Source organism: Methylophaga thalassica, from assembly GCF_030159795.1.
Lineage (GTDB): Bacteria > Pseudomonadota > Gammaproteobacteria > Nitrosococcales > Methylophagaceae > Methylophaga > Methylophaga thalassica.
Genome location: NZ_BSND01000013.1, coordinates 452,397 through 474,376 on the forward strand (window position 1 = coordinate 452,397; position 21,980 = coordinate 474,376).

The window sequence follows — 21,980 nt, forward strand, 5'->3', positions numbered from 1 at the left end:
CCGACACAACTCTAGGGAGAAATGAATGATTAGGCAACCCAGCTTTTTTGAATGCATCAATCTACCTTTTTATATTTATGCACCCGATTTTTCGCAGAAGTCAGCGGGTATCCGAGCTCTGCATTATCTATGTCATGGTCTCAATGAAATGGGGCGAGAGGCCTATCTTGTCGGTACTGATATAGAAAGTGAAACGCTAAGAACCCCCCTACTCAGAAATAGTGATATTATTCGCCATGTTAAGGCGGGACTGATGCCAATCATGGTTTACCCTGAGGTGGTACGTGGTAATCCGCTATGTATGCCTTTTGTTGTTCGTTGGTGGTTGAACAAACCGGGCTATGTGGGAGGTGATGAAAACCTTTCTGCCAATGAGTTATTTTTTACCTACTCACAAGGTTTTGTGCCTGAAGGCATGGATGTTGATCTGCTGAATATTCCGCTCATCAATAACAGCCTGTTTCATAATGAAAACAATCCTCATGATAAACAGCGACGTGGTGCCTGTTATTACGCCCATAAATATCTGGCGAAAGGCGGGGTACTTACTGATCATGCCAAAGACGCAATCAGTCTCTGTCAGGATGTTTCACTGAGTCACCAGCAGATCGCAGATATTCTCCGCCGGTCTGAAGTCCTCTATTGCTATGAACCGACCTCAATGATTGGTGAGGCCCTATTATGTGGTTGTCCAGTGATAATGGTGGACTCTGAGTTTTTGCGCAATAACATGCGTGATCCGATACATGGTCCGGGTATCGCCTATTCGAGTGGGACTGATGCACTTGAGCAAGCCAAAGCCACAGTCGCGGAAGTACGTTATAACAACCAGCAATCGATCAATTACTGCTGGTGGCAAATGGATCAATTCCTTCGCAAAACTGCCCATGAGTTTGAATCAAAACTGGAAAGCGCCGACTGGCAGAATCTTGAATGGGTTCGAATTCTCTCAAAAATACTGAGTTCGAGAGAGACTGATTCAGACAGATTGTTGCAAACCTTGAATATAGATTATGGTCTTTGGGAGAAACAGCATCTGCTGACTGAAGCTAGGGCCAGCGTATTGGCAGAGCGTTTATCCACTGACTGGCAGCAAATACCTGGTATACACTTGATCATGGTGGTCAACGCCCATGAGCTTGATAGTCTTGCCTTAACTTTAAACTCGCTTGAACAACAACTCTATTCTGCCTGGGGGTTGACGATCATCAGTAATATTCCAGCTCCGGACGTCTTCAATTCTATTCCTGAGAATATCGAATGGCTTGAAATCGAGAGCTCAATTAATGAATCCATTGAAAGCGCCATTATGGCCTCAGGTTTAGATTGGATTATGCAGTTAATTCCCGGTGATAAATTAGCCCCACATGCTTTATTGAGCTTTGCTGACACAATTAACTTAGAGACTAAGGCACACTTTATTTACAGTGATGAGTTAGTCGATGAAGCTAAGGCCGATATCTGGTTTAAGCCAGAGTTTAGTCTTGATTATTTAAGGGCTTATTCATACTTAGGGCGTTCATTTATTGTAAGTAGGGAAGCCTTTGAACAGGTCGGTGGTTATTCAAACTTGGCTTATGTGCACACCACAGATATGGCATTTAAGGTGTATGAGCAGTATCAGCAACGAGCGTTTTCTCATATTCCAGATGTATTGCTTACCTCGATTCCATTAGATATCAATAAAGAGCAATTGACGGAAAATGAATGGTTGACCCGTCATGCGCATCTAAACAGGGTTGGTGTTTCTGCAACCATATCGAACCCCAAAAACAAGCCGCGATTCCAGACCGTCTATAGCACGAAAAACCAGCCAAAAGTGTCTATCATCATTGCTCATCATAATCATGTCTCCTACCTTGCACGTTGTTTGGAAGAGTTAGAGCTAAACACGACCTATATCAACTATGAAGTGGTCGTTGTAGATGTAATGAGTGATATCGAAGATCTCGAGGATGTGTATGCTGAGATGTCGGAAGCGTGGGGTGAACGTTTTGCAGCAACACGTTTTGATCAGAAAAATTACTCGGCAGCGATTAATCATGCAGTAAATATCGCTAGTGGTGATTATTTAGTGATCATCTCCTGTTTTGCGATGGCTGTGAATGGCAATTGGCTAAATGAAATGATGCCATTGATGACAAGAGAGGATGTTGGAGTTGTTGGCGCTCGTATCCTTGATGATGAAAACAAGATTATTCATGCCGGTGGTGTGTTCGGTATTACGGATGATGTGACTGGTCTATTCCAAGGGCTGGATATTACAGAGGCTGGTTATATGGAACGAGCGCATTGTATTCAGCAATATTCATCAGTTTCAGCAGCCTGTTTTGCTATTGAAAAACAGACTTTTATCGAAGCTGGCGGCCTGTGTGAAAACGCATTCTCAGATACGCGTTACTCGGTAATGGATTTATGCCTCACAATTCAGCAGCAGGGTAAAAAAGTTATCTGGTCGCCTTATGTCACATTATTTCAAGATAAAAAGCTGGCGATAGAAACAAACGGTGTTAATCCCTATAGTGATATAGATGAGTCAGTGTTAGCTGTTAAATGGGCTAATTCCTTCAGCAATGATCCTTTCTTCAATCCAAACCTGAGTTTGCGATCTACTTATTTTGCGCCTGAGGTCGAAATTCAACGACAATGGGATCCTCGATTTGACTTAAAAACTCGCATTGTAGTGTTTCCTCTTAATGGCTCTGGTACTGGTCAATATCGGATGATCGCACCAACGATGGCGTTGGCAAATCATGGTGATGTTGAGCTGACATGGATGCCTTTTCATGAGTTTAAAGAGCAACCTGTTTTACCCACCTTGCTAGAATTAGCGCGGTTAAAGCCGGATATATTGTATGTTCAGCAGATGCTTACAGATGTTGCCTTTGAGTTTCTACAAAAGGTTAAACAACACACTCAAATCAAAATTGTCTTTTCTTTGGATGATCTGGTCATAAACCTACCGAAAATGAGTGACAGAAAAAAACTGGTTTTCAGGGATATGCGTTCAAGACTGAGAAAAACGTTGGCAATATGTGATCATACAATAGTATCCACTAAGCCATTGGCTGATTTATGTCGTCAATATACTGATTATGTTACGGTCATACCTAATAGACTGGAATCACAAAGGTGGTTGACATTATCATTACCAGAAAAAACGGTCCATCAAAAACCACGAGTAGGTTGGGCTGGGGCTAATCAACATGCAGGTGATTTAGCGTTAATGACAGATGTGGTTAAATCTTTGGCAGATAAAGTGGATTGGATCTTCATGGGGATGTGTCCAATCGAACTCAGACCGTATGTAAAAGAGTTTCATCAATTTGTTTCCTTCAATCAATATCCGCAGGCTTTAGCAGATCTTGATTTAGATTTAGCTATCGCACCATTAGAGCAGCATCCTTTTAATGAGGCAAAAAGTAATTTGCGCTTACTTGAATATGGCATTATGGGGTGGCCTGTCATTGCAAGTGATATGTACCCATATCAGCAATATGGGGCACCGGTAACTTTAATACCTAATGAAAGCGATATCTGGATAGAGACAATCCTTGCCGCCTTAGCTGAACCGGAGAAAATTGCCGCTCAAGGTCGGCAGCTACAAAACTGGGTACGTCAAAAATTTATCCTTGAAGATCATTTAGATGACTGGTTAAAAGTATTTAAATCTATATAAAACAATTGCTTATGTTTTTTTTCTGTTGATTTAAAAAAACTGGTACGCAAACTGCTTTACTCCCATCAAGTCTGGTAACCCTTTGTGGTTACAGGCAAATAATATTTGAAATGGGAGAATTCAAATGCCATTAATCGTAAATACTAACCTTGCGTCGCTTAATGCGCAGCGGAACTTAACTAAATCGCAAGGTGATTTGAACACTGCATTACAACGTTTATCTTCTGGCCTTCGCGTGAACAGTGCCAAAGATGATGCTGCAGGCCTTTATACAGCAGAGCAAATGACCGCCGATATTCGCGGTGCCAATCAAGCGGCAAGAAATGCTGCTGACGGTATCTCATTTGCTCAGGTTGCTGAAGGTGCCCTGGCTGAAATTACTAATAACCTGCAACGTATTCGTGAAATAGCAGTGCAGTCTGCCAACGGCACAGTCACAGATAGAAATGGTTTGCAGGCTGAGGTTACTCAGCTACAGGATGAAAATACCCGAATAATCAACACGACCCAATTTAATGGCCAGCTAGTTTTATCAGGCTTGTCACTGACATTTCAGGTCGGTGCTGATGCCGTTGATACCGTTACCGTTACTGCCACTGCTGCCACTACTACGACGGTAGATGTCTCAACATCAGCAGATGCTTCGACAGCATTGGGTACATTGGATACTGATATTAATAGTCTTAGCCAATTACGCGCCACGTTCGGTGCAATACAAAACCGTTTTGAAGCCGTTATCTCTAATTTACAAAGCTTATCAGAAAATACCAGTGCTGCTCGAAGCCGGATTATGGATGCTGATTTTGCTGAAGAAACGGCTAAATTAACGCGAGCTCAAATTCTACAGCAAGCTGGTACGTCCATCCTCGCACAGGCAAATACATTGCCTCAGAATGCTCTGTCCTTATTGCAGTGATAACCGATAATGTTACTTTTCCTTAGCAAAGAACAGAAGCTTGGGATGTCAAGATAGAAAGTTAAAGTGGAAAATGGATTTTCCACATTCAGTTAGTGAGCACGGATGAAAGGGAGTTTTATCGGTGATAAGTAAATATCATCAATTAAAAAGGAATTTATGATGAAAAAGTTTTTATTGAAACTATCTTGTGCAATATTATTTGTATTGACTACAACGACTGTAAGTGCAGCTAGCATTCTAATTAATAGCGATGGAAAACTTGCTGGAATCAAGGGGATAAACGTTAGTGGCTTCGGACTTTATGATGTTACATTCAATGACGTTTTTGATTACTCGCTTGGTGGTAACTCATACGGTTTCGTAACTGCAGCTGCAAACGCTCTATACGCTGCTTTCAATGGTGATGGTCTTCTTGCTGATACAGTTTATGACCAAAGTCCAGAGCTGGTTGAGGGATGTGAAGGAACTGTATCGTGTGAGTTGACTACAGCCTATGTTCATACTAGTGGGTTTGATACCGGATCTTATTATTTTTTCAGAAATACAGAACGCTTTGAGTTTGAACAAGAAGGTGTTGGGTATGGACAAGGAAATTTATACCCACAAGCAAGTAGAACTTTTGCAGTTTGGTCTGAATCTTCACTCATCGCAACTCCAATACCAAGTGCAGCACTTTTATTCGCCCCAGCATTATTAGGGGCTATAAACCTCCGCAGAAAATGTAAACTCACTACTAGTGACGAACAGAATATTTCCATGTAAGTGGAATTCAGATATCGATCAATATCAAAATGTGAACTGGGTCAGACTTTCGCAAAGTCTGACCTATTTTTTTGTAAATTGTCTTAAAGAAAATCTCACTCCCTGCCGCTAATGTTTTCGGAGGCGGTAAAAACTAGAAAATTCATAGTTTGTCCGCCATGTATAAAGCGAGCTTAGCTCGACCCTATGAGGGAGTAAATCTCATGGCATTAGTCGTTAACACAAACATTGCATCATTAAATGCACAACGTAACTTAAGTAAATCTCAAGATACTCTGAATACATCATTACAACGTTTATCGTCTGGCTTGCGTATTAATAGCGCGAAAGATGATGCTGCTGGACTATACACCGCTCAGCAAATGACAGCGGATATCCGTGGCGCAAATCAGGCGGCTCGTAACGCTGCGGATGGTATTTCATTGGCTCAGGTTGCTGAAGGTGGCCTTGCTGAAATCAGTAATAACCTGCAACGGATTCGTGAAATCGCAGTGCAATCTGCTAACGGTACTGTAACAGATCGTACAGGTCTATCTGCTGAGGTGACACAGCTTGAAGCTGAAAATACTCGTATTATTGAGTCATTACAGTTTAACGGTACTGATTTACTAGGTGGTTCTGGTAGTACTGATTTATCTCTGAGCATTCAGGTCGGACAAGATGCTGGTGATACTGTGAGTATTAGCGCAACAGCATTAAGCTTGACTACCGCTGCCGTAGATACCTCAGCAAATGCATCGACTTCTCTTGGAACGTTGGATACTGACATCAACACAGTGAGTCAATTGCGTGCGACATTTGGTGCTATTCAAAACCGTTTTGAGGCAGTTATTTCAAATATCAACAGCTTTTCAGAAAACACCACTGCTGCCCGTAGCCGGATCGTTGATGCCGACTTTGCTGCTGAAACTGCAAACCTTACCAAAGCACAGATTCTGCAACAGGCCGGTGTATCCATCGTATCACAAGCTAACGTTATTCCGCAGTCAGCGTTATCACTGCTGGGATAATAACAAAAGGATGAAACGCATAGGCCTGGTGAGTAAACTACTCCCCAGGCTTTATGCCGTTTATAAAAGATTAGGAGGAAGACAATGGCTAATAATGATCTGTTAGTGCAATCTGCCCTTCAATCAGTGCAAAACAATGTTACTAGTCAGTCTAAACCGGTTACGCAATCTGTTCAGACTGAGACTGTTACTGAATTATCTGCTCAATCTCAAGTGATTCGACAATCATCAGATGAGCAGAACAACCAGCAACAACAGCGTACAGAAGCTTTGCGTGATAAGGTTGCTCAACTAAATGATTATATGCAGAACATGAACCGGAACCTGCAGTTTAGTGTCGATGATACTAGCGGGGATACGGTGATTAAAGTGATTGACTCTGAAACAGAAGAAGTCGTCAGACAAATTCCATCGGAAGAGATTTTAGAGGCGAGACATGCTATTGAAAAATATCGTGGCATTTTATTAGAAACAAAAGCTTGATTGGCTCAAAACTTGCTGCAAATTTGTAATCAAGTTTAAGCGGAGAATTGACATGGCTACAATTTCATCATTAGGGGTAGGAACAGGGCTCGACCTTGAGAGTATCGTCACTGGCTTGATGGATATTGAGCGTCAACCACTTGATAGGCTTGAGAGTAAGCAATCTACCATTAATGCTCAGATTAGTGCGTATGGCTCCTTTAAAAGTAAATTGTCGACTTTTCAGTCGGCAATGGAGTCGTTAAGTAGTGCTTCTAGTTTTAAAGTATTTCAAGCCAATTCTCAAGATGAAGATTTATTTACTGCGACGGCTACCAGTACTGCCGCTACTGGTTCATACAATATTGATGTCACGCAAATAGCGACACGAGATAAATTAGCGTCATCTGCTTTTACTGATTACAACACGACTGTGGGAGAAGGTACGCTCACGATAAGTGTCGGTTCTGAAAGTTTTGACGTGACTATTGATTCGAGCAATAGTTCGCTGGCTCAGATTCGTACAGCTATCAATAATGCGTCCGAAAATACTGGTGTGACGGCATCAATTATTACAGACGATAGTGGTGCTCGTCTTGTGCTGACATCAAACGAAACCGGAACAGATAATGCGATCAGTGTTTCTGTGAGTGGTGACAGTGATGGGAATGACTCTGATGCATCAGGGCTTTCTGCTTTCGTTTACAGTTCGGGGGGAACACAAAATCTTTCTTCGATTTCTTCAGCGAAAGATGCGATTGTAAGTATTGATGGATTTACTGTCACTAGTAGCTCAAATTCGATTGCTAATGCTATTGATGGTGTCACGTTGAATGTCAAAGATGTCGGTAGTTCTACATTAGATATTACCCGTGATGATGATGCGATTTTGGAATCAGTTAATGAGTTTGCATCGGCATATAATGCATTAATGACAGAAATTAAATCTCAACGTAATGGCCAGTTAGAAGCCGATAGCACACTGCTAACGATCGAAAGTCAGGTACGTGATGTATTTAATTCTGGTGCCAGTATTACCGGGTCGAGTTTTAGTTATCTGATTCAAGCGGGGATTTCTATCAATAAAGAAGGGGTGATGACGGTAGATGAAGATAAAGTGAATGAAGTATTAAGCTCAGACTTCACTTCATTTGCTAATTTGTTTTCAGCTGAAGGTGAAGGTTTTGCTAATCGTTTAGAATCATTAGCCGATTCATGGTTACAGACCGATGGCCTTATTGACTCAAAGGAAGAAGGACTCAATGCACGTTTAACTTCGCTTGACAGGCAAAAAGAGCAGATGGAAGCCCGTCTTGAAATGACGGAAACACGTCTGCGTGCACAGTATTCAGCGATGGACACATTGGTTAGTAATTTACAATCACAAGGTGATTATTTGATTTCACAATTATCCTCCATGAATTCAAATTAAGTAGAATGATTCACTAGTGTTAAGGACTGGAGTATGCAGGTAATGGTCAATAAAAAAGCGATGGAAGGTTATGGCCGAGGTGCCATTGAGTCTGAAGTAAATTATGCCTCACCCTATCGAATTATTCAGATGTTGATGGAAGGTGCGCTGGCGAGGGTCGCTACTGCAAAAGGCTGTATTGCGCGTAATGAAATTGCTGAAAAAGGACATCAGATTTCATGGTGCATTCGTATTGTTGAAGGATTAAAGACCAGTTTGGATGCTGAAAAGGGCGGGGAGATCGCTGCCAATTTAGATGCATTATATGACTATATAACGCGCCGGTTACTTGAAGCGAATGTCAGCAATGATATAACGATTCTTGATGAAGTCACCAAGTTACTTGAAGAAATCAAAGCGGGCTGGGATGGAATACCCCCAGAGTTTCATTAGTTATGAATGCCATAGCCCAGTTACAGGAAGCTTTAAGGCTAACAGAGTCAATGCTCTCAGCTGTAGAAAATGAAAAGTGGTCTGAGATTTCCGGATTAGTACACAAGCGTGGTCAAATATTAGCCGAAGTTTTCCCTTTAGATAACTCAGTGAACCAGTCTGAAGCGAGCCCTGTTATTGAAAAAATAATACAAATCAATCAAACGATCGAACGTCACTGCGTTGATGCCCGTCAGTCAATTCAAGTAGAACTCAGCCAGTTCAATAAAAACAAAAAAGTGGCAGCAGCTTACCAATCGAGTTAATTGATTTGTAACGTGTATGATTTTTCTACCGTCATATTTTTGACAATGACTCCCAGAAAATGATTAACTCCAGTTATCTATGGTTTATAGCCAGTTCAAAACAAAGTGACAAGATGGAGTTGATATGAGTGTAAATAATGTATTGGTCGTAGAAAGTGATAATGACCGATGCGAGATGTTAAGCACACTCATCGAGTTTATAAATTGCCAACCTGTTGTAATTCGTGAACCTGAACTATGGTTTGAACATGCCGATGCGTTGGATGATGTGGTCATGGCCATTGTCGGAGACTGCGGTGGTCAGAATCAAACTAAACAGTTACTGAGAGAACTCGTTAATCATCAAGCCCGTGTACCAGTCTTCACTCTTGAGTCTGTTGAGGGTGAATCAATAAGCTTTCCCGGTACAATCGGTTCTATTCGTTATCCGATAAAATACCCTCAATTAAGCAATGCTCTGCAACAGGCCACCATTTACCGTGGGCTGACGACTGAAGCGACAGCTGGTACAAATTTGTTCAGATCACTTGTTGGCAATAGCCGTATGATCAAGAATGTACAGCGGATGATTGACCAAGTGTCAGATTCGGAAGCAAATGTATTAATTCTTGGTGAGTCTGGAACTGGTAAAGAAGTCGTTGCTCGTAATTTGCATCACTTTTCATCCAGAAGAGACAAACCTTTTGTGCCGGTAAACTGTGGCGCGATCCCTGGAGAATTATTAGAGAGTGAGTTATTCGGTCATGAGAAAGGCGCCTTTACCGGGGCAATAACATCAAGAAAAGGGCGCTTTGAAATGGCTGAGGGCGGCACCTTATTTCTGGATGAAATAGGTGATATGCCATTACCTATGCAGGTAAAGCTGCTTCGTGTGTTACAAGAGCGAACCTATGAAAAAGTGGGAAGCAATAAAACACAAACAGCCAACGTGCGTGTGATCGCTGCAACACATCGTAATCTTGAAGAGCATATTGCTGATGGGCGTTTCCGTGAAGATTTATTTTATCGTCTCAATGTTTTCCCGATTGAAATGCCGGCATTACGCGATAGGCCCGAGGATATACCTTTACTTATCAATGAATTGATTAAACGTATTGAGCATGAGAACAGAGGTACAATCCATCTTACTCCTGCTGCCATTACCTCCTTGTGTCGCTATCCCTGGCCTGGCAATGTACGTGAATTAGCCAATGTCGTTGAACGTTTAGTTATTCTCTATCCTTATGGGACGGTGGATTTTGATGATCTACCTGATAAATACCGGTTGGAAGGGGATGACCTCCCAGAAGAAATCACAGCGATCATCACCGCTAGTCCGAAACAAGATATACCAAGAAATATGCCTGAGGTCAGTATTGAGGATAAACAGCCGTCTAAGCTATCTTCTCAAACAGATAGCCTGCATAGCCTCTCAGATGACATGGTGCTGCCAGAGGATGGGATTGACCTGAAAGAGCACCTGGCAAACCTCGAGTATTTATTGATTAAACAAGCGATAGATGATGCTGAAGGTGTGGTTGCCCACGCGGCTAATAAATTAAAAATGCGAAGAACTACCTTGGTAGAAAAAATGCGTAAATACGGTATCCAGAGAGATACGGAATAGTGTTATTGCTGAATGTCGGACTTTTGACGTTTATTTGTTTAACTTATTGATAATTAATTAGATTTAATTTGGGCATGGTAATTGCTCAAGCTCTAATACGATGCAATAGTGCATGTAGGAGCAAGAAACATGAATCTGAAATTATCGGTGGGTGATGATTTACAAAAATCGCATTACCAAAAACAACCCTTTTCAAGAGACATTGATCTCAGCACTATTTCTAATGTCAGCCATATATCGGCTGAACAGACTAAAAAAGTCTCATCTCAGGCTGACCAATTAGCAAATCGCCATAGTCGTTTACTCGCGGTTCTTCCTGCTGGTGTCGTTGTATTGGATGGCTCTGGCTTTATTCAGGAAGCGAACGAAGCGGCTGTATCCTTACTAGGCGAACCGCTCTCAGGTGAACGCTGGGTCAATGTGATTGAACGCACTTTTGATCCCAAGCCCAGCGATGGTCACGATGTTTCACTGAAAGATGGCCGTTTAGTTCATATCTCAACCAACCCGCTGGGTCATGAACCGGGACAAATCATTTTATTGCAGGATGTGACTGATACTCGAACTTTACAAAGCAAAGTGTCACATTTACAGCGACTATCCACCATTGGCGAAGTCACTGCAAGACTTGCTCATCAAATCAGAACGCCATTATCTTCTGCGATGCTTTATCTGTCTCCATTACTCAAAGAAGGGGCTGACGAACAAGTAAAACAGCGGTTTGCATCACGGGTGAAAGAGAGCCTCTCTCATATGGAGCAATTGATTCGTGATCTCTTATCTTTTTCACGTGGAAATATGGCTGCCCCCTCACCAGTAGCTCTGCAAGAGTTATTGAGCCAACTTGAGCAGCAGTTCTCCGCTCAAAATGATGTGGAAAGCAGTGATGTCAGACTGACCATTTCGAATCATGTTAATGATGGCTATATCTATGGCAGCCAATCTGCATTAATTAGTGCAATTACTAATCTTCTTAACAATGCACGTCAGGCATGTGAGCCGCATGGACATATTGAAGTAAAAGCAGATTACGCCATCAACGAAGACGATGAGCAATGTATCAGCATTAGCGTTAATGATAATGGTGAGGGCATGTCTGCTTCAGTGCTGAACCAGGTACTGACTCCCTTTTATACCACTCGTTCGAATGGCACAGGCCTCGGTTTGGCTGTCGTTCAGTCAATAGTGAAGGCCCATAGAGGTCACTTAACAATTGAAAGCGAGCCTAAAAAAGGCAGTTCGGTGACCATGTTTTTCCCTCTTTATACATCATCAAGTTCATCATCAGATGAAGTCACGCAGGAGGTTGCGTTATGAATCCATCTAATATTTTAGTGGTTGAGGACGATGCGAATCTTCGTAGAGCATTATGTGACACACTTGAGTTAGCAGGATACCGTGTGACCGGAATGGAGCATGGGCAATCAGCATTAGATAAAATCGCCAGTGAACCTGTCGGTTTATTGTTAAGCGACTTGCAAATGTCACCTATGGATGGGCATACCTTATTAAAGCGGGCAAAAGCCATGATGCCGGATTTACCCGTGGTCATGATGACAGCTTATGGCACCGTACAAAGTGCAGTAGATGCTATGCATCAAGGCGCTTCTGACTATCTATTAAAGCCATTCGAAGCAGATGAGTTATTGCAGCGGGTGCAACGCTATATTAGTGATCTTGGAACAGAAGAAGATGATATGGTGGCTCACGCTCAGGCATCTAAAGAGCTGCAAGCTATCGCCAAACGGGTGGCGGACAGTGATGCTACGGTCTTAATTAACGGGGAAAGTGGCACAGGTAAAGAAGTACTAGCCCGTTATCTTCATATACATTCAGCAAGAGCTTCTGCCCCCTTTGTTGCCATCAACTGCGCCGCTATCCCTGAAAATATGCTGGAAGCCACCTTGTTTGGTTATGAAAAAGGGGCCTTTACCGGTGCCAGTCAAGCCTATGCTGGTAAATTTGAGCAAGCAAACCATGGCACGATTTTGTTAGATGAAATTTCAGAAATGGATTTATCTCTGCAAGCGAAGTTATTGCGTGTATTACAGGAACGTGAAGTTGAACGGATTGGTGGTAGAAAAGTTATCCCACTTGATGTCCGGGTACTCGCCACTACCAACAGAACATTACGCGATGAGGTAAAAGCGGGTCGTTTTCGAGAAGACTTATTTTATCGTCTTAATGTGTTCCCACTTGAAATTTCACCACTTAGAAAACGTATAGATGACATTTTGCCACTATCTAATCGATTACTGGCTCGCCATGCCAGTCACAGTCGACGCGTAGCGCCCTTGTTGGACGAGGCAGCACAATCCCGATTGTTGTCTCACTCATGGCCAGGCAATGTCCGTGAATTGGATAATGTGCTTCAGCGTGCCTTAATACTGCAATCAGGCCAGTCAATTACGGCGAAAGATATTATCTTCGAGGCAGTCTCTGGTCAGGAGTTGGATCATACTACGGTGGAATCAGACGTTTTGCCTGTTCAGGGAGATAATAAGCCCGTGCTAGAAGGTTATGATCTTCGTTCACAGGAGCAGCGTCATATTCTCGACATGCTGGAAAAATATCAAGGTAGCCGAAGACTTACAGCTAAAGAGCTGGGAATCAGTGAACGGACTTTACGCTATAAGATTGCCAAATTCCGTGAGCAGGGGGTGGAAATCCCGGAAAAACTTGGCAAGAAGTCTGCATAGAGCAACTAACAGCGTCATTTTTTAAGCGGAGTTCAGAGAATCATGATCAAAGCTATCGATCCGAATCAATTACTTACCCAAATGCGAGCTTTGCAAGCCCAGGCATCACCTGCAACTCAACCACTTTCTGCCGATAATGCTGAAAGCAATGGTCGGGTTGATTTTGGCAATGTGATGAAACAAGCGATAGGTGAAGTCAATAATTTACAAAAAACATCCGGCGACTTAAAAACGTCGTTTGAACTTGGCGATCCGAATGTCAACCTGGCTGACGTCATGATTGCATCAGAAAAAGCCAGTGTGGCTTTTGAAGCTACCTTACAAGTCAGAAACAAGCTGATTGAGGCTTATCAAGAAGTTATGCGTATGTCGATTTAGTCGGCGAACATTTCTGAGTAGAGACAATATATGGAAAACGCACCTGCTACTACCGGCCCTCAAGCTAATATGCCGGCAGCCCGACCAACGACGGCTTTGGGCGCCATGCAAGCTAATATTTCACGACAACCTGTAGTTAAGCAGGTTCTATTTTTATTAGCTATTGCTGCCAGTATTGCTGTCGGTGGTTATGTGCTGATGTGGTCACAAACGCCGTCTTATCAAGTGCTGTTTGGCAATATGGCGCCGGCGGAGTCTTCTGAAGTTGTCGATGTTTTGCAGCAAATGAATGTGGATTACAAATTAGATCCAACCACCGGGGCGGTGTTAGTACCGGCGGCTGACCTGCAGACGTTGCGTATGAAGTTGGCTGCAGAAGGGTTGCCCAGAAGTGCGGCATTAGGCATGGAAATGCTTAATCAGGATCAGGGTTTTGGTACCAGCCAGTTTATTGAGCGGGCTCGTTATCAACGTGCCATGGAAGAAGAGTTATCCCGCTCTATCGCTGAACTGAATAATGTCAGAAGTGCGCGTGTGCATTTAGCGATTCCCAAACAGTCTGTTTTTGTGCGTGATCGTAAAGATCCCACCGCCTCCGTTGTAGTACATCTATATGCAGGCAGAACACTGGATCAATCTCAGGTCGCTGCCATCACACATATGGTCGCATCCAGTGTGCCAGATATGAAAAATGCCGATGTGACGATTGTTGACCAGCGCGGTAATTTGTTAACGCAACCAGAACGGGCTGCCGGTGTTGCGATGAGTGATACTCAGCTTGAATATACCCGTAAAGTTGAGCAGATCTATATTGACCGTATCGAGAATATTCTGTCTCCCATTGTCGGGATGAGCGGTGTTCGTGCTCAAGTCGTTGCAGATATTGACTTTACAATGTCTGAACAAACGCATGAAAGTTATAATCCAGATATGACAGCCGTCAGAAGTGAACAGCTTCAGGAAGAAGAACGTGTTGGCAATGGTGGCCCGTTTGGTGTGCCAGGAGCGCTCAGTAATCAACCACCTGGTGGTGGTGTTGCACCGGAACAAACGGCCCCAGATAATGCGGCAAATGGTGAAGAGGCAACAACGACAACCACAACACCTGGTTCAAGCAGAAAAAGTACAACACGTAATTTTGAACTAGACAGAACGATCAGCCATACCCGCATGGCGCCGGGCAATGTTAGAAAGTTAAGCGTGGCTGTACTCGTTGATGAAAAACGCAGCGTTGATGCGGAAGGCAATGTGACCTCTCAGCCGCTGTCAGAGTCAGAAATGACACGCATTAACGCGCTGGTGATGGATGCCATTGGGTTTAGTAAAGCACGTGGCGACAGTTTAAATGTAGTGAATGCCCCATTCATGGCTCCTGAAGCGGTTGAAGCCTTGCCAGAAAAACCTATCTGGGAAGAACCTTGGGTTTGGAATTTAGCAAAACAAGTCGGTGGTGCACTGGTGGTTCTGTTCCTTATCTTTGGTGTGATCCGTCCTGCATTCAGAGATATGACCAAAGTGCCTGTCTCTGAAAATGATGACGAAAACTTATCGCCGGAAGAAGTTTTAGCCAGAAGTAGCAAGAGTGGTGAAGAGATTGCTAAACTGACCACTGGTTCGGAGAAGATGGAAGAACAACTATCTAATGTCCGAAGTTTAGTGCAACAAGACCCTGCGCTCGTAGCGCAAGTAGTCAAAAACTGGACGGCGGGTGATGCCTAATGGCAGAAGAAGTCAGAAAACTAACAGGCACGGAAAAAGCAGCTGTTTTTCTTCGCTCTATAGGTGAAGAGGAAGCGGCAGCAATACTCAAGCATATGGGGCCGAAAGAGGTACAGAAAGTCGGTCAGGCCATGGCGACGTTACAAAACGTGACGCGCGAAGAAGTCCAATCAGTCTTAAACAGTTTTGTGACCACTGTCGAACAAGAAACTGGCCTTGGTATTGGTTCTCATGATTATGTTCGTAAAATGCTGGTGGGTGCATTAGGTGAAGACCGTGCTGGCAGTTTATTAGATCGTATTTTATCTGGCAGTAACACCAATGGTCTGGAACAGCTCAAATGGATGGATGCCAGAGGGATTTATGAAATCATTCGTCTTGAGCATCCGCAGATCATTGCCATTGTATGTTCTTTTCTGGATGCGGATCAGGCAGCGGGTGTCTTGTCTTTATTTCCTGCAAGGGATCAGGCGAATGTGATATTGCGTATTGCCACGCTTGATGGTGTTCAGCCTTCTGCGTTGACAGAGCTCAATGAGATTCTGGAAAAACAATTCAGTGGTGCAGCAGGCGCACAATCAACGATGGTGGGAGGTCTGAAAACAGCGGCAGATATCCTTAACTTTGTTGATGGTACTTCTGAAGCGGCCATCATGGAAAAAATCAAAGAGAGCGAGCCCGATCTTGGACAAAACATCGAAGATCTTATGTTTGTCTTTGAAAATCTTATCGATGTCGATGATCGTGGCATGCAAACATTGATGCGTGAAATTCAGACTGATCAATTGCAGCTGGCACTAAAAGGTGCTGATGACGCATTGAAAGAGAAATTCCTACGCAATATGTCACAACGTGCAGGTGAAATGATGCGTGATGATTTAGAAGCGATGGGGCCTGTTCGTTTAAGCGATGTAGAAGCAGCGCAAAAAGCCATTCTTGCTACAGCACGAAGCTTGTCTGATAAAGGCGAAATTATGCTAGGCGGAGGTGCAGGTGATGACTTCGTCTGATGACACGCTTGTTACCAAACAAGCTGATGTCTTATCTGCGGATGAAATTGCTGATGCTATAAAACGCTGGGAAGCGCCAAGAATGGTGGCGGTCACGGATGTGGATGATAAGGATGCTCCGCAAGTGCTTGATGTGAAAGCCATTGAGGCATTACAACAACAAGCACAGGAAGAAGGCTACAAAGTTGGCTATGAAGAAGGCCACCAGGCTGGTTTTGCCGATGGTCAGCAAGCAGGACTGAAAGATATTCAGTTGCAAGTCGAAAAGCTTCAGCAGATGCTTAATACCTTACAACAGCCACTGACAGAATTGGATGAGATTCTGGAAAAAGATTTAGTTAACCTGGCTATTACCATGACGCGGCAGCTAGTTCGCCGGGAGTTAAAGCATCAACCAGAACACGTTATTGGCGCAATGCGAGCGGCGCTTGAAGCCTTACCGATCAGTGATCGTCAACTCAAAATTTATGTTCATCCTGACGATCTGCATATCATCCAGAAAGGGTTATCTTTAGAACACGATTCAGACAAATACCAATGGATAGAAGATCCTTTACTCACTCGTGGTGGTCTGCGCTTAGAAACCCCTGATACCAGCGTCGACGCCACGGTTGAGTCCAGGCTGAACAGCATCATCAATAAAGTGCTTGGTGATGAAAGAGATGCTGACAATGAGCAATATTGAGCGTCAGTCCCGATTACAAAATAAGTTGATGCAATATCAACAACGATTGGATTCGGATGATGAGCAGAGTGTTTTAATTGAAGGACGTTTGACCAGGATGGTTGGATTAACGCTCGAAGCCGTTGGCTTTCAGGTGCCCATTGGCAGCCGCTGTGAGATTATTGGCAAAGGACAAAAGCCCATCGAAGCAGAAGTGGTCGGATTTTCAGGTGAAACGACCTTTTTGATGCCCACAGGCGATATGCGTGGATTAGTGCCTAACGCTAAAGTCAGACCTGTACGAAGTGATTCACAAGTACCTGTAGGTGAAGCCATGCTGGGCCGGGTAGTGGATGGTGCAGGTAAACCACTCGATGGTAAAGGTCCTTTAAGAGTTCATGACAAGGTGCCTTTACACGGTGAACCGGTTAATCCGTTGGCGCGATCGCCTATTCGTCAACACCTCGATGTTGGGGTACAGAGTATTAATGCCTTGCTTAGTATTGGCCGAGGTCAACGTATGGGGCTGTTTGCAGGGAGTGGTGTTGGTAAAAGTGTGTTGTTAGGTATGATGACACGATTTACTGAGGCCGATGTTATCGTAGTTGGCTTGATTGGTGAACGTGGCCGAGAAGTAAAAGAGTTTATTGAAGATATTCTCGGTGAACAAGGCATGGCAAGATCCGTTGTTGTCGCTTCACCCGCTGACCATTCCCCCTTAATGCGACTGCATGGTGCCATGCTGGCAACCAGCATTGCTGAATACTTCCGGGATCAAGGTAAACAGGTTTTATTATTAATGGATTCCTTGACTCGTTTTGCTCAGGCGCAGCGTGAAATTGCCTTGGCGATTGGTGAGCCACCCGCAACGAAAGGCTATCCACCATCAGTATTCTCATTATTACCACAATTGGTTGAACGCGCTGGCAATGGAGCTGTTGACGGTGGAGCTATTACGGCTATCTATACGGTATTAACGGAAGGTGACGATCAGCAGGATCCTGTGGCAGACGCGGCTCGGGCCATATTAGATGGGCATATTGTTTTATCTAGGCAGCTAGCCGAGTCTGGGCACTACCCAGCGATTGACGTAGAAGCATCAATAAGTCGTGTCATGCCTCATATTGTAAGTGAAGAACACTTAAAACAAGCACAGCAATTCAAGCAGATTTACTCAACTTATAGACAAAACCAAGATCTTATTAGTGTAGGCGCCTATAGTAAGGGTAGTGATCCTGCCATTGATGAATCCATTGCCATGTTCCCAGCGTTAAGGCAATTGTTGAGACAAGGCATGAATGAAGCGGTTAACTGGCAACAAAGTGATCAGCGATTGAAGCAAGTACTTGAGTTAAGAAATCAATTACAAAACCAACAGCAGAATGTGGCACAGACACCGATGCTAATGGATGGTAATACTCGCCGTTTTTAATATTATTGCTCAGCGTGGAGTTGATAAATGAGTCGTAGTCGAAAACTTGATCCTGTTATCGAAATGGCTCGGAAAGCAACAGAGTCCGAGTTACAAAAACTTGGTCAACAAAATGCCTTACTTCAACAGGAGCAATTCCAGTTGGATGATCTCCTTCAATATCGGGCCGAGTATCTCTCGCGCTTTCGACAAGCAGATCCCATGGTGATGACTGCAAAAAAAGCACTCGATCTGAGAAGCTTTTTAGCTAAATTAGACCAAGCTATTCTTAGTCAGGAATCACAAGTCAAATCAGCCAATGAAAAAGTCCAGCGTCAGCAAAAAATGTGGTTGCAGGCCAGAAATAAGGAGCAGGCTATTGATGCCTTAATGGCACGGTATGAAGCCACAGAGCTCAAAAAACAATTAAAAAGAGAACAAGTCGAAACGGATGAGCATACAAACGGTGTATGGCTGAGAAACCGAAATAAATAAAATGAATACCTAATTTTCAATAGTTGCAAAATTAAGATAATTTTTTTTGAAAAGAGGCCGATACCAGTAAAACATGTAAAAGGCATAGTGAAGATGAATCAGCCAAGATAAAGCTGAGACGCTATAGCCGAGGGAAATAGAAGGAATAGAAAAATGGCTGACTCGATTTCCGAAATAAACTGTGCTGAATCGGTCACGATCGCACAGGTTGCAGATATATATGCGCAGCTGTTAATGGCGATGGCTGAAGGCCAGGCTATTCAAATTAATTTAGGTCAAATTGAACGTATCGATACAGCGGTCATTCAACTTTTCTATGCGTTCTATCGTGATGCTCAACTTCAGGGGCTGGTTGTCATTTGGTCAAATCCCAGTCAACTTTTTTGTGATGCTGTCGATAGATTGGGTATCAAAGCATTTTACGCACAATAAAATATAAAAAACTAATATTAAAGAAGGAGCTTTTTTGTTATGGCTAATATTCTCGCAGTCGATGATTCTGCCTCAATGCGGCAAATGGTCACCTTCACTTTGCAAGGTGCCGGACATAAAGTCACCGTAGCAGATGATGGTAAACAGGCCCTGGATATAGCTCAAAAACAGTCTTTTGATTTGGTCATTACTGACGTCAATATGCCGGTAATGGATGGCTTGACTTTAACCCGTCAATTACGCCAATTATCCACGTTTAAGTTTATTCCTATACTCGTACTAACAACTGAAGCCGGACCAGAAAAGAAACAAGAGGGACGTGCTGCTGGTGCAACAGGCTGGCTGATTAAACCGTTTAATCCTGAACAGCTGTTAGCAACGGTGAAAAAAGTCTTGGGTTAATCATATGAGCATCGACGTCTCCCAGTTTCATAGCATATTCTTCGAAGAAAGCTTCGAAGGTCTCGATATTATGGAAAGTGGCTTGCTTAGCATGTCGCAGGGAGAAATCGATGATGATACGGTCAATGGTATCTTTCGTGCCGCACATTCCATCAAAGGAGGGGCTGGCACCTTTGGCTTTAGCAATATTTCTGAGTTTACACATGGATTAGAGACCCTCCTTGATCAAATTCGTAATGGCGAACGCGAAGCAACGGATGATGTGATTGAAACATTACTTTCAGCTGTAGATACACTACGTGAAATGTTAACAGCTGTTCAAGATAGTTCAGAGGTAGATACAGAAAAAGTCAAACAAGTATCGAAGGCGCTTGAGCAAATTTTACTAGGTTCAACGTCTGATGATGTCGACAAGGTAATGGATGAGGTTTCTGATGCGGATGTGAGCGCATCAGAGCCATTAACTCAAACGTGGCTGATTAAGTTCAAACCTCTATCTCATATGCTCCAGACGGGAAATGAACCTATTCGGATGTTCCGTGAATTAGCGGAGTTGGGGGCGTTATCTGTTGAGGTGAATGAGGAGGAGCTACCTCCGTTTACCGATCTTGATCCTGAAATCTGTTATTTGAGTTGGCAACTGACTTTATCGGGTGACGTTGATGAAGCAGCGATAAACGAAGTCTTTGAGTGGGTGGATGGTGATTGTGAGCTCAGTATTGAGCGGCTTGAACAAAATGTGCCTGATATCGAGCCTGCTCTGTCGGCACATGAATCTGAACAGATTGATATCCATGAGCCCATGATTCCTCCTAGTTCACTGACGGAGGGTGAAACAGTCGAACCCGAAGTTCCATCGCCAAGTGCAACTGAAGCCCAACTCAAAACATCAGCTAAGATTGATCATCTCACACCGAAAAAAAATGAAGTTTCGCCTAAAAAGAAAGCCGTGACTCCGGATGCTTCTATTCGTGTTGGCACAGATAAAGTTGACTCACTGGTTAATCTTGTTGGTGAGTTAGTGATTACTCAGTCAATGCTGGGGCAGATTGGTGAGAATTTTGATATCAACATGCTACCTCAGTTGATTGATGGTCTTGAACAGTTAGAACGTAATACCCGTGAGCTACAAGAAAGTATCATGCGAATTCGCATGTTGCCTATTAGTTTTGTCTTTAACCGTTTCCCTCGGCTGGTGCACGATATGACCAGTAAGTTGGGAAAACAAGTCGAGTTAGTTCTGAGCGGAGAGCAAACTGAACTTGATAAAACAGTGATGGAGAAAATAGGTGATCCTTTGGTTCATCTGGTGCGTAATTCATTAGATCACGGCTTGGAGACACCCGAAAAACGTCGAGCTGCTAATAAATCTGAAACCGGCACGCTAAAACTTAATGCCTATCATCAGGGTGGCAATATTGTCATTGAAATAAGTGATGATGGGGCCGGTCTAAACGAAGACAAAATTTTAAATAAAGCGATCGAGAAAGGTTTAGTTAATCCGAACGAAACACTCCCCCCAGAAAAAATACACGAACTCATTTTCTTACCAGGATTTTCTACAGCAGACCAAGTTAGCGACTTATCTGGTCGTGGGGTTGGAATGGATGTGGTTAGAAAAAATATTAATAGCTTAGGTGGTGCTGTTGAGGTCAAGTCAGAATCTGGTATTGGTTCTACATTTACTATTCGATTGCCATTAACCTTAGCCATTATGGATGGTCAAATTATCCAAGTTGCCGATCAACGGTACATTATTCCATTGATTTCGATTATTGAGTCAGTTGAAGTCGAAGCGGGTAGAGTCAACAGAGTAACGGGTAAAGGCGAGCTCTATAAAATACGTGATGAGTATGTGCCAATAATCAGGCTGACGAATGTTTTCAATGTAGAGGGTGGCATAGAGGATTTGCAGGCTGGCTTACTGGTGATTGTTGACTGTGAAGATTATAAGGTGGGGTTATTTGTCGACGAGTTGTTGGCACAGCAGCAAGTGGTTATCAAAAGCCTGGAGACCAATTTCCGCAAAGTTAAAGGTATCGCTGGTGCAACGATTCTAGGCGATGGTGCCGTCGCTTTGATTCTGGATATTCCAGGATTAATGGCAATGCATAGAGAGCCTTCTCAGGTCAAAAAGAACTCATCAGGAAAGGTGGCTTGAGC

20 protein-coding genes are annotated in these 21,980 nt (G+C 43.4%); all 20 read left to right on the forward strand.

All coding sequences use genetic code 11. From position 1 onward, the window contains the following. The first annotated feature begins 25 nt into the window (after positions 1-25). The 20 genes from QQL60_RS14985 (at position 26) to QQL60_RS15080 (ending at position 21,978) form a co-directional block, all read left to right on the forward strand. Entirely contained in the window at positions 26-3,679 is a 3,654-nt protein-coding gene (locus QQL60_RS14985; protein WP_284723751.1) for a glycosyltransferase, read from the forward strand. Positions 3,680-3,803: 124 nt separating this feature from the next. Further along, a complete protein-coding gene (locus tag QQL60_RS14990) occupies positions 3,804-4,595 on the forward strand; it encodes a flagellin N-terminal helical domain-containing protein (protein WP_284723752.1) in 792 nt (263 codons plus the stop codon). Positions 4,596-4,757: 162 nt separating this feature from the next. Then, positions 4,758-5,360, forward strand: coding sequence for a hypothetical protein (locus tag QQL60_RS14995; protein ID WP_284723753.1), 603 nt, complete (start codon positions 4,758-4,760; stop codon positions 5,358-5,360). A gap of 203 nt (positions 5,361-5,563) precedes the next feature. Further along, complete coding sequence (locus tag QQL60_RS15000; protein WP_284723754.1) at positions 5,564-6,370, forward strand: flagellin N-terminal helical domain-containing protein; 807 nt, start codon at positions 5,564-5,566, stop codon at positions 6,368-6,370. An 84-nt stretch (positions 6,371-6,454) separates the two neighbouring features. Next, positions 6,455-6,853, forward strand: a complete 399-nt coding sequence (locus tag QQL60_RS15005) for a flagellar protein FlaG (protein WP_284723755.1) — start codon at positions 6,455-6,457, stop codon at positions 6,851-6,853. Between the two features lie 52 nt (positions 6,854-6,905). Further along, positions 6,906-8,264 carry a flagellar filament capping protein FliD gene (fliD, locus tag QQL60_RS15010; RefSeq protein ID WP_284723756.1) on the forward strand — a complete coding sequence of 453 codons (1,359 nt, stop codon included), beginning with the start codon at positions 6,906-6,908 and terminating at the stop codon, positions 8,262-8,264. A gap of 33 nt (positions 8,265-8,297) precedes the next feature. Beyond that, entirely contained in the window at positions 8,298-8,696 is a 399-nt protein-coding gene (gene fliS / locus QQL60_RS15015) for a flagellar export chaperone FliS (protein ID WP_284723757.1), read from the forward strand. A 2-nt stretch (positions 8,697-8,698) separates the two neighbouring features. After that, positions 8,699-9,001 carry a flagellar protein FliT gene (locus QQL60_RS15020; protein WP_284723758.1) on the forward strand — a complete coding sequence of 101 codons (303 nt, stop codon included), beginning with the start codon at positions 8,699-8,701 and terminating at the stop codon, positions 8,999-9,001. A 124-nt stretch (positions 9,002-9,125) separates the two neighbouring features. After that, positions 9,126-10,607: a sigma-54 dependent transcriptional regulator gene (locus QQL60_RS15025; RefSeq protein ID WP_284723759.1), complete on the forward strand. Its 1,482-nt coding sequence runs from the start codon at positions 9,126-9,128 to the stop codon at positions 10,605-10,607. A gap of 129 nt (positions 10,608-10,736) precedes the next feature. Beyond that, the gene (locus tag QQL60_RS15030) at positions 10,737-11,924 is read left to right on the forward strand and encodes a sensor histidine kinase (protein WP_007144620.1); all 1,188 of its coding nucleotides are present in this window, start codon (positions 10,737-10,739) and stop codon (positions 11,922-11,924) included. After that, entirely contained in the window at positions 11,921-13,306 is a 1,386-nt protein-coding gene (locus QQL60_RS15035; RefSeq protein WP_007144621.1) for a sigma-54-dependent transcriptional regulator, read from the forward strand. Before QQL60_RS15030 ends, QQL60_RS15035 begins: the two co-directional genes overlap by 4 nt. 42 nt (positions 13,307-13,348) lie before the next feature. Next, positions 13,349-13,684, forward strand: a complete 336-nt coding sequence (gene fliE / locus QQL60_RS15040; protein ID WP_007144622.1) for a flagellar hook-basal body complex protein FliE — start codon at positions 13,349-13,351, stop codon at positions 13,682-13,684. A 30-nt stretch (positions 13,685-13,714) separates the two neighbouring features. Continuing rightward, on the forward strand, positions 13,715-15,403 hold the full coding sequence (gene fliF / locus QQL60_RS15045) for a flagellar basal-body MS-ring/collar protein FliF (protein ID WP_007144623.1): 1,689 nt from the start codon (positions 13,715-13,717) through the stop codon (positions 15,401-15,403). Continuing rightward, the gene (gene fliG / locus QQL60_RS15050; protein ID WP_007144624.1) at positions 15,403-16,413 is read left to right on the forward strand and encodes a flagellar motor switch protein FliG; all 1,011 of its coding nucleotides are present in this window, start codon (positions 15,403-15,405) and stop codon (positions 16,411-16,413) included. The genes fliF and fliG overlap by 1 nt, the downstream gene beginning before the upstream one ends. Beyond that, positions 16,400-17,098 (forward strand): flagellar assembly protein FliH, encoded by a 699-nt coding sequence (locus tag QQL60_RS15055; protein WP_284723760.1) that lies wholly within the window; start codon positions 16,400-16,402, stop codon positions 17,096-17,098. Before fliG ends, QQL60_RS15055 begins: the two co-directional genes overlap by 14 nt. Next, positions 17,085-18,509, forward strand: coding sequence for a flagellar protein export ATPase FliI (gene fliI / locus QQL60_RS15060; protein ID WP_007144626.1), 1,425 nt, complete (start codon positions 17,085-17,087; stop codon positions 18,507-18,509). Before QQL60_RS15055 ends, fliI begins: the two co-directional genes overlap by 14 nt. Positions 18,510-18,536: 27 nt before the next feature. After that, entirely contained in the window at positions 18,537-18,983 is a 447-nt protein-coding gene (gene fliJ / locus QQL60_RS15065) for a flagellar export protein FliJ (protein WP_284450548.1), read from the forward strand. Between the two features lie 153 nt (positions 18,984-19,136). After that, positions 19,137-19,415, forward strand: coding sequence for an STAS domain-containing protein (locus QQL60_RS15070; RefSeq protein ID WP_007144628.1), 279 nt, complete (start codon positions 19,137-19,139; stop codon positions 19,413-19,415). A gap of 39 nt (positions 19,416-19,454) precedes the next feature. Then, positions 19,455-19,817, forward strand: a complete 363-nt coding sequence (locus QQL60_RS15075; RefSeq protein ID WP_007144629.1) for a response regulator — start codon at positions 19,455-19,457, stop codon at positions 19,815-19,817. Positions 19,818-19,821: 4 nt separating this feature from the next. Beyond that, positions 19,822-21,978, forward strand: coding sequence for a chemotaxis protein CheA (locus QQL60_RS15080; RefSeq protein WP_284723761.1), 2,157 nt, complete (start codon positions 19,822-19,824; stop codon positions 21,976-21,978). Positions 21,979-21,980: the final 2 nt, after the last annotated feature.

Excerpts from the sequence above, each read along its gene's own strand:
- QQL60_RS14985 (WP_284723751.1), top strand. The coding sequence starts at position 26 with ATGATTAGGCAACCCAGCTTTTTTGAATGCATCAATCTACCTTTTTAT.
- QQL60_RS14990 (WP_284723752.1), top strand. The coding sequence starts at position 3,804 with ATGCCATTAATCGTAAATACTAACCTTGCGTCGCTTAATGCGCAGCGG.
- QQL60_RS14995 (WP_284723753.1), top strand. The coding sequence starts at position 4,758 with ATGAAAAAGTTTTTATTGAAACTATCTTGTGCAATATTATTTGTATTG.
- QQL60_RS15000 (WP_284723754.1), top strand. The coding sequence starts at position 5,564 with ATGGCATTAGTCGTTAACACAAACATTGCATCATTAAATGCACAACGT.
- QQL60_RS15005 (WP_284723755.1), top strand. The coding sequence starts at position 6,455 with ATGGCTAATAATGATCTGTTAGTGCAATCTGCCCTTCAATCAGTGCAA.
- fliD (WP_284723756.1), top strand. The coding sequence starts at position 6,906 with ATGGCTACAATTTCATCATTAGGGGTAGGAACAGGGCTCGACCTTGAG.
- fliS (WP_284723757.1), top strand. The coding sequence starts at position 8,298 with ATGCAGGTAATGGTCAATAAAAAAGCGATGGAAGGTTATGGCCGAGGT.
- QQL60_RS15020 (WP_284723758.1), top strand. The coding sequence starts at position 8,699 with ATGAATGCCATAGCCCAGTTACAGGAAGCTTTAAGGCTAACAGAGTCA.
- QQL60_RS15025 (WP_284723759.1), top strand. The coding sequence starts at position 9,126 with ATGAGTGTAAATAATGTATTGGTCGTAGAAAGTGATAATGACCGATGC.
- QQL60_RS15030 (WP_007144620.1), top strand. The coding sequence starts at position 10,737 with ATGAATCTGAAATTATCGGTGGGTGATGATTTACAAAAATCGCATTAC.
- QQL60_RS15035 (WP_007144621.1), top strand. The coding sequence starts at position 11,921 with ATGAATCCATCTAATATTTTAGTGGTTGAGGACGATGCGAATCTTCGT.
- fliE (WP_007144622.1), top strand. The coding sequence starts at position 13,349 with ATGATCAAAGCTATCGATCCGAATCAATTACTTACCCAAATGCGAGCT.
- fliF (WP_007144623.1), top strand. The coding sequence starts at position 13,715 with ATGGAAAACGCACCTGCTACTACCGGCCCTCAAGCTAATATGCCGGCA.
- fliG (WP_007144624.1), top strand. The coding sequence starts at position 15,403 with ATGGCAGAAGAAGTCAGAAAACTAACAGGCACGGAAAAAGCAGCTGTT.
- QQL60_RS15055 (WP_284723760.1), top strand. The coding sequence starts at position 16,400 with ATGACTTCGTCTGATGACACGCTTGTTACCAAACAAGCTGATGTCTTA.
- fliI (WP_007144626.1), top strand. The coding sequence starts at position 17,085 with ATGAGCAATATTGAGCGTCAGTCCCGATTACAAAATAAGTTGATGCAA.
- fliJ (WP_284450548.1), top strand. The coding sequence starts at position 18,537 with ATGAGTCGTAGTCGAAAACTTGATCCTGTTATCGAAATGGCTCGGAAA.
- QQL60_RS15070 (WP_007144628.1), top strand. The coding sequence starts at position 19,137 with ATGGCTGACTCGATTTCCGAAATAAACTGTGCTGAATCGGTCACGATC.
- QQL60_RS15075 (WP_007144629.1), top strand. The coding sequence starts at position 19,455 with ATGGCTAATATTCTCGCAGTCGATGATTCTGCCTCAATGCGGCAAATG.
- QQL60_RS15080 (WP_284723761.1), top strand. The coding sequence starts at position 19,822 with ATGAGCATCGACGTCTCCCAGTTTCATAGCATATTCTTCGAAGAAAGC.